The organism is Trichloromonas sp., assembly GCF_041583255.1.
Taxonomy (GTDB): domain Bacteria; phylum Desulfobacterota; class Desulfuromonadia; order Desulfuromonadales; family Trichloromonadaceae; genus Trichloromonas.
Genome location: NZ_JBFHGD010000168.1, coordinates 1 through 7,446 on the forward strand (window position 1 = coordinate 1; position 7,446 = coordinate 7,446).

A 7,446-nucleotide genomic window follows, 5' to 3' on the forward strand; every position below is an offset into this window, starting at 1 on the left:
AAGGTGCGGGTGACGGCTTTCTTCCACAGGCCGAAGTTTTTGCTGCGGGCGGTGTCGTCCGCGGAGGGTTCCCAGGTTTTGTCCACTCCCCAGTTTTTGCGCATCTCGTCGGTATTCTTCCAGTAGCCGACGGCGAGTCCGGCGGCGTAGGCGGCGCCTAAGGCGGTGCTTTCGGCCACCTTCGGCCGGATGACCGAGACGTTCAATACGTCGGCCTGGTACTGCATCAGCAGTTCGTTTTCGACCATGCCGCCGTCGACCTTGAGGGCCTTGAGCCTGATCCCGGAGTCGGCCTCCATGGCATCGAGCACCTCGCGGGTCTGGTAGGCGACCGCTTCGAGGGCGGCGCGGGCGAAGTGGCCGCGGGTCAGGTAGCGGGTCATGCCGACGATGGCGCCGCGGGCGTCGCTCTTCCAGTAGGGGGCGAAGAGCCCGGAGAAGGCGGGGACGAAGTACATGCCGCCGTTGTCCTCGACCGTGCGGGCCAGGGTCTCGACCTCGGCGGCGGTGTCGATCAGGCGCATCTGGTCGCGTAGCCACTGGACCACCGCCCCGGCAATGGCGATCGAGCCTTCCAGTGCGTAGACGGTCGGCTCCTGGCCGAACTTGTAGCAGGGGGTGGTCAGCAGGCCGTTCTTCGAATGGACGATCTCGCTGCCGGTGTTGAGCAGCATGAAGCAACCGGTGCCGTAGGTGTTCTTCGCTTCGCCGACGCTGAAGCAGGTCTGGCCGACGGTGGCCGCCTGCTGGTCGCCGAGGTCGCCGCAGACCGGGATGCGGCCGCCGAAGGGGCCTTTTTCGCTGGTGGTGCCGTAGATCTCGGGATCGCTGGACGGGCGGATCTCCGGCAGCATCGGTTTCGGGATGCCCATCAGGGCGATGATTGTGTCATTCCAGCGGGTGCCGTCGAGGTCCATCAGCATGGTCCGCGAGGCGTTGGTGACGTCGGTGACGTGCGCGCCCCCCTGGCTGCGGCCGGTCAGCTGCCAGATGATCCAGCTGTCCATGGTGCCGAAGAGGGCGTCCCCTTTTTCGGCCGCTTCGCGCAGGCCGGCCACGTTGTCGAGCAGCCACTTGATCTTCGGCCCGGAGAAATAGGTCGCCAGCGGCAGTCCGGTCCGGGCGCGGAAGCGGTCCTGCCCCCCTTCGCCGGCGAGTTGGCTGCAGATGGCGTCGGTGCGGGTGTCCTGCCAGACGATGGCGTTGTGATAGGGCCGGCCGGTATGCCGGTTCCAGACCAGGGTGGTTTCCCGCTGGTTGGTCACGCCGACAGCGGCGATGTCCCCCGCCAGCAGCCCGGCCTGTTCCAGCGCGCCGGCAATGACCTTTTCGGTATGCCCCCAGATTTCGAGGGCATCGTGTTCGACCCAGCCCGGCTTGGGGTAGATCTGTCGATGTTCCAGCTGGCAGCTCGACACGGGCTCGCCGGAGTGGTTGAAGAGCATGCAGCGGGTGCTGGTGGTTCCCTGGTCGATGGCGGCGACGTACTTGGCCATGGGCATTCTCCTTGAATCCTGAGCCGGTATTCTGTCTTCGACCTTAACACGATGTTTCCGCTTAGTGAATATGCAGTTTGTCCATGGCGAAGATATCTGCAACGCCGGGGCTGGCCAGCAGGCAGGTCGCCCGTCTTTCACCATGTTCTGCAAAATCCGGGTTGTTCTCAGCGGTTTTCTGAATTATCTTGATACACTATGAAACTGATATCATTCAACGTCAATGGCCTCCGTTCGCGACTGCACCAGCTCGAAGCGCTGATTGCAGCGCACGATCCCGACATCATCGGCCTGCAGGAAACCAAGGTGCAGGACGCCGACTTTCCCGTCGCCGCCGTCGAGAGGCTCGGCTACCGGGTGGCGTTTCACGGGCAGAAGACCCACTACGGCGTGGCCCTGCTGTCGAAACAGCCGCCGCTCAAGGTGCAGCTCGGTTTCCCCGACGATGGTGAAGAGGCGCAGAAGCGCTTCATCAGCGGCTGGTTCGCGCTCCCCTCGGGGGCGAGCCTGCAGGTGATCAACGGCTACTTTCCGCAAGGGGAGAGCCGCGACCACCCGCTCAAGTTTCCCGCCAAGCGTCGCTTTTACGCCGACCTGCAGCGCTACCTCGAGCAGCAGTGCGACCCGGCGGGGGCGCTGGCGCTGATGGGGGATTTCAACATCGCCCCGGTCGATCTCGATATCGGCATCGGCGAAGACAACGCCAAGCGCTGGCTGCGCACCGGCAAGACCAGCTTTCTGCCGGAAGAGCGTGAGTGGTTCCGGGCGCTGCAGGGCTGGGGGCTGCATGACAGCTACCGGGAGCAGCATCCGCAGGTTTCAGATCGCTTCAGCTGGTTCGACTACCGCAGCCGTGGTTTCGAAGCCGAGCCCAGGCGGGGCCTGCGCATCGACCAGATCCTGCTGACGCCCTCCCTGATGGCGCGCTGCAAGGATACCGGCATCGACTACGCCATCCGCGCCATGGAGAAGCCCTCGGATCACTGCCCGTTGTGGGCCGAAATCGAGTCGGCCGACCTGTAACGCACCGTTGCGCCTCTCCCCATAAGGCTTTCCATGAGACTATTGGCCAACCTGTTCCTGCTCCTTTTTCTCGCCGACGGCGGGCTGTCCCTGATCGATGAAGGGCTGCGCGCGGCGATCGGCGCCGATACGCTTGCCAGCGTCCGGGAGTCGGTGGCCGTTGCCGTCACGCTGCTGGCGATCCTTTTTCTTTTCCTGCTTGGCATCGACCGCCGCCTGCCGAAGCGGATCTTTTTCCCCCTGATCGCCTTTGCGCTCTGGGGTGCCGTCGCTTTCTGGCCCCTGTCGGTGATGGTCGATGATGCCGGGTTTTCCCTGCTGGCGGCGCTGGCGCAGCTGCTGCTGGCGCTGGCGGCGATGGCCTGGCTGCGGCTTAGAGGCGGGCGCCTGCTGCTGACGCCGGCGATGCTGCCGGGCCCGTTGTTCAGGCTGCGCCATACCCTGACGTTTGCCGCGGTCTGCCTCGTCCTGCTCCCCTTTGTCCTGATCTTCTTCGCGCTGGCCTCGGTCGGCACCTACCTCGAGCAGAAGACCGCGGGCTTCATGCGGCTCACCCCGGCCGGGATCTACATGACCGAGCGGGTCTATCGGCAGGGGGACAAAACCATCCGGCTGGCCGGGATGATGCACGTGGGCAAGGAGGAGTATTACCAGGAGCTGGCCGATTCGATCCGTCCGGGCCGAACCATCGTGCTGGCCGAAGGGGTCAGCGACAACGACCACCTGCTGCAGAACCGGTTTGATTACAGCGGCGTCGGCGAGGCCCTGGGGCTGGTGACGCAGGATACGCTGAAATTCGACGGTCGGCTGATCTCCCTCGCCGAAATCGACCAGCCCGGCGGTGCGCAGGATGAGCCGGCGGGGCTGCATATCCTGAGGGCCGATGTCGATATCAACCGGTTTGACCCGCGAACGGTCGAGTTTCTCAATATGCTCGGCAAGACCCTGCTCAACAGCGATGCCGCCGGTTCCGGCATGAGGGACTACAACGCCTGGGCCGCCAGGCATATGACTCCCGAACTGATGCGGACCCTGATGGGGGATATCCTTGACCTTCGCAACGGCGAACTGGTGCGGGTGCTGCTTTTGACCCTCGACAGGTACGATGTTGTCGTGATCCCCTGGGGAGCTTTGCATATGCCCGGCATCGAGGCGGCGGTCATCGATCGCGGCTTTCTCTACGAGGAGCAGCACCGGCGGCTGAGCCTCGACTTCAGAAAAATCCCTTACGCCAGGTTGCTTAAGCGGTTGGCGGGAGCGAGCGGAGCGGGGGCGTGACGTGATCGGGAGCCGTCCCCAGCCGACATTTTTTCAAAAGATCGACCGCTTCCTGCCGCGCAGCCTGCAGTTGCGGCTGAGCCTGCTGGTGACCGCGCTGTTGGTGCTGCTGGTCAGCCTGATCGGCGCGCTCTTCTCCGATTCGGCGGCGAAACTGCTGCGGGAGCAGATCGGCGGCAAGGCGGTGGCGGTGGCCGAGTCGGTGGCTCGCAACCCGCTGGTGCTGCAGGGGCTGCTGGATCAGGACAGCCTTCCGGTTCAGGCGACGGCCGAGTCGATCCGCGCGGCGACCGGGGCGGAGTACGTGGTGGTGGGGGACAGGCAGGGGATCCGCCTGTCCCATCCCGATCCGGCAAAAATCGGTGAGCACTTCGTCGGCGGCGACCTGGTTCCGGCCCTGGAGGAAGGGCGTTCCTACGCTTCGCAGGCGGTGGGAACCCTGGGGCCGTCCTTGCGGGGGATCGTGCCGGTTCGCCGTGTAGACGGTGTTACCGTCGGTTTCGTCGCCGTCGGCTACCTGCTGAGCGATATCGAGGTGGCGGTGCTGGCGCAGCAGCGGGAAATCTACGGCTACGTGGCGGTTGTGCTGATCTTCGGCGTGTTCGGCGCCGCGATCATCGCCCGCGGCCTCAAGTCGGCCCTGTTCGGTCTCGAGCCTCACGAGATCGCCGCGCTGTTCAAGGAACGCAACGCCATTATCGGGGCGATCCGCGAGGGGATTATCGCCGTTGACGGCGAGGGCTGCCTGACCCTGCTCAACTCCGCCGCCCGCAGCTACCTCGGCCAGGGGCACCGGGACAACCTGCGCGGACGGCATCTGGCCGACATCTGTCCCTGCGACGACCTGCAGCAGGCGCTGGCCGCTGGCGAAACCCTGCTCGACCAGGAGATGGCCTTGGGCGGCCGCAGCATGATCGTCAACCTGCTGCCCCTGGGCAAGGAGAAGGGCGGTGCGGTCGCCAGCTTCCGGCCCAAGGACGAGCTCGACCGGCTGACCCGAGAGCTCTCGCGCATGCAGGAATATTCCGAACTGCTGCGGGCGCAGACCCACGAGTACTCCAACAAGCTGCACACCATCGCCGGGCTGATCCAGATCGGCGCCCACCAGGAGGCGCTCGAGCTGATCATGACCGAGGCGAGCGGCTACCAGGAGTTCATCCGCAATCTGGCCGAGGCGGTTCCCGACCCGCTGCTGGCCGGCCTGATCCTCGGCAAGTTCAACCGGGCCAGGGAGTTGAAGATCGAGTTTCTGTTCGACCCCGACAGCTCGCTGGCCGACCTGCCGGCGACGCTGGATCGCAGCCACCTGGTGACGGTGATCGGCAATCTGCTCGACAACGCCTTCGAGGCGGTTCGGGACAATGGGCCGCTGCGTCAGGTGCGCCTCTTTCTCACCGACCTCGGTACCGACCTGGTCATAGAGGTCGAGGATTCGGGTCGGGGCGTGCCGCCGGAGCTGGCCGCCACCCTGTTCGAGCGGGGTGTGACCAGCAAGACCAGGGCCGGTCACGGCCTTGGCCTGTTCCTGGTGCGGCGGGCGCTGGACGCCCTTGGCGGCGAAGTCACTTTCAGCGAAGGGGAGCTGGGCGGCGCGCTCTTCGTGGCGATGATTCCAAAACAGAAAAGGGAGGGCGCATGAGTCGGCCATTGATCCGCACCCTGATTGTCGAGGACGACCTGCGCATTTCAGAACTGCACCGGCGCTTCACCGAAAAGCTGGACGGCTTCGAGGTGGTGGGAATCGCCAACGGCCTGGCCGATGCCGCGGAGATGGTCGAGGTGCTCGAGCCCGACCTGGTGCTGCTCGACCTCTTTTTCCCCGAAGGGAGCGGCATGGACCTGCTGCGCAGGATGCGCGCCGGCGACGCTCCGAGCGATGTCATCCTGATCACCGCCGCCCGCGAGATGGCCTCGCTGCAGGAGGCCCTGCGCGGCGGGGTGTTCGACTACATCATCAAGCCGGTCTACTTCCCCCGCTTCGAGGAAGCGCTTGCCAAGTACCGCGACTACTTCGTGCGGATCCAGGCCGGCGGTGCGCTGGAGCAGCAGGAAGTCGACCAGCTGCTGCGCGCCCATTCGACCCCGGAGAGCCTGGGGCGGGGGCTGCCCAAGGGGATCGACCCGCTGACCCTGGGGAAGCTCCGCCAGGTCTTCGAGCAGCCCGGGGTGAAGGACCTGAGCGCCGAAGAGGTCGGCGAGCAGGTCGGCGTCAGCCGCTCCACCGCCCGCCGCTATCTCGAATTTCTGGTCTCCGAAGGGTTTCTCGCCGCCAACCTGATCTACGGCGTGGTCGGCCGTCCCGAGCGGCGGTATGTGCGCAAAGCCTGATTTCATCCCCTGTGAACACAATCGCCACAATCCCCTAAATAAACAAAAACCTTTTTAAATTCCCAATATTTACTTCTTTGCTCGAGGGGCGCTAGGGTGGATTTAACGATCCCTGGCGACCACCTGCGGGAGTTCCCGGCAGGTGTAAAACCCGTCCCTCGAACAAAGGAGTTTTGCCATGCTTTACATCCAGTTTCTCTTTCTGCTGCTGATGCTCTACCTGGGCAGCCGCTACGGCGGCATCGGTCTCGGCGTCGTTTCCGGTATCGGCCTGGTGGCCGAAGTCTTCATTTTCAAGATGCCTCCGACCAGCCCACCGATCAGCGTCATGCTGATCATCATGGCGGTGGTGACCTGCGCCTCCATTCTCGAAGCGGCCGGCGGTCTCAAGTACATGCTGCAGGTGGCGGAGCGGATCCTGCGCTCGAAGCCGAAAATGGTCACCATCCTCGGACCGATGGTAACCTACACCATGACCATGCTCCTTGGCACCGGCCACGCGGTCTATACCATCATGCCGATCATCGGCGACGTGGCCCTGAAAAACGGCATCCGTCCCGAGCGTCCGATGGCGGCGGCTTCGGTCGCCTCGCAGCTCGGCATCACGGCCAGCCCGATCTCGGCGGCGGTGGTCTTCTATCTTGCCCAGCTCGGCGGCCTCTCCGACAAGATCACCCTGCTGTCGATCCTGGCGGTAACGATTCCCGCAACCCTGCTCGGCAACCTGGCCATGTCGCTCTACAGCATGCGCCGAGGCGCTGAGCTGGCAGACGATCCCGAATACCAGCGCCGGCTGGCCGATCCGATCTGGAGTAAACGCATCCAGGACACCACCGCCACCACCCTGGATGAAAAACTGCCGGCTTCGGCCCGCAATTCGGTATTCCTCTTCCTGCTGGCCCTGGCCGTGATCGTGGTGGTCGCCATGTTCCCGGAAATTCGCACCCTGCAGGTCGGCGAGAAGGCAATCAAGATGGATATTATCATCCAGATGATGATGCTGGCCTTTGGCGGCATTATCCTGATGGTGACCAAAACCCGCTCCAACAAGGTGCCGGAAGGCGTCGTCTTCAAGTCCGGCATGGTCGCGGCCATCGCCATCTTCGGTATCGCCTGGATGAGCGACACCTACTTCCAGTTCGCCATGCCGAGCTTTAAGGTCGGCATCACCGAAATGGTCACCGCCTACCCCTGGACCTTCGCCCTGGCCATGTTCGTGGTCTCGGTGGTGATCAACAGCCAGGCCGCCACCTGCATCATGATGCTCCCCGTTGGCCTGGCCCTGGGTCTTTCGCCGGTGCTTTTGATCGGTATCATGCCG

At 64.2% G+C, this 7,446-nt stretch carries 6 protein-coding genes; 5 read left to right on the top strand and 1 reads right to left on the bottom strand.

Annotated elements, in window-relative coordinates:
- Positions 1–1,496, bottom strand: a 1,496-nt coding sequence (gene glpK, locus ABYV89_RS12555) for a glycerol kinase GlpK (RefSeq protein ID WP_432823298.1), incomplete at its 3' end; no start/stop codon positions are given.
- A gap of 198 nt (positions 1,497–1,694) precedes the next feature.
- Between glpK and xthA the strand changes: the two genes are divergently transcribed.
- The 5 genes from xthA to ABYV89_RS12580 all read left to right on the top strand — a co-directional run.
- The gene (gene xthA / locus ABYV89_RS12560) at positions 1,695–2,519 is read left to right on the top strand and encodes an exodeoxyribonuclease III (RefSeq protein WP_432823299.1); all 825 of its coding nucleotides are present in this window, start codon (positions 1,695–1,697) and stop codon (positions 2,517–2,519) included.
- Between the two features lie 33 nt (positions 2,520–2,552).
- Positions 2,553–3,797 carry a hypothetical protein gene (locus tag ABYV89_RS12565; RefSeq protein ID WP_432823300.1) on the top strand — a complete coding sequence of 415 codons (1,245 nt, stop codon included), beginning with the start codon at positions 2,553–2,555 and terminating at the stop codon, positions 3,795–3,797.
- Between the two features lies 1 nt (position 3,798).
- Entirely contained in the window at positions 3,799–5,436 is a 1,638-nt protein-coding gene (locus tag ABYV89_RS12570; protein ID WP_432823301.1) for an ATP-binding protein, read from the top strand.
- Complete coding sequence (locus tag ABYV89_RS12575; protein WP_432823302.1) at positions 5,433–6,125, top strand: response regulator; 693 nt, start codon at positions 5,433–5,435, stop codon at positions 6,123–6,125. The genes ABYV89_RS12570 and ABYV89_RS12575 overlap by 4 nt, the downstream gene beginning before the upstream one ends.
- Before the next feature lie 178 nt (positions 6,126–6,303).
- Positions 6,304–7,446 (top strand): anaerobic C4-dicarboxylate transporter (locus ABYV89_RS12580; RefSeq protein ID WP_432823303.1); only part of this gene is annotated, 1,143 nt, incomplete at its 3' end.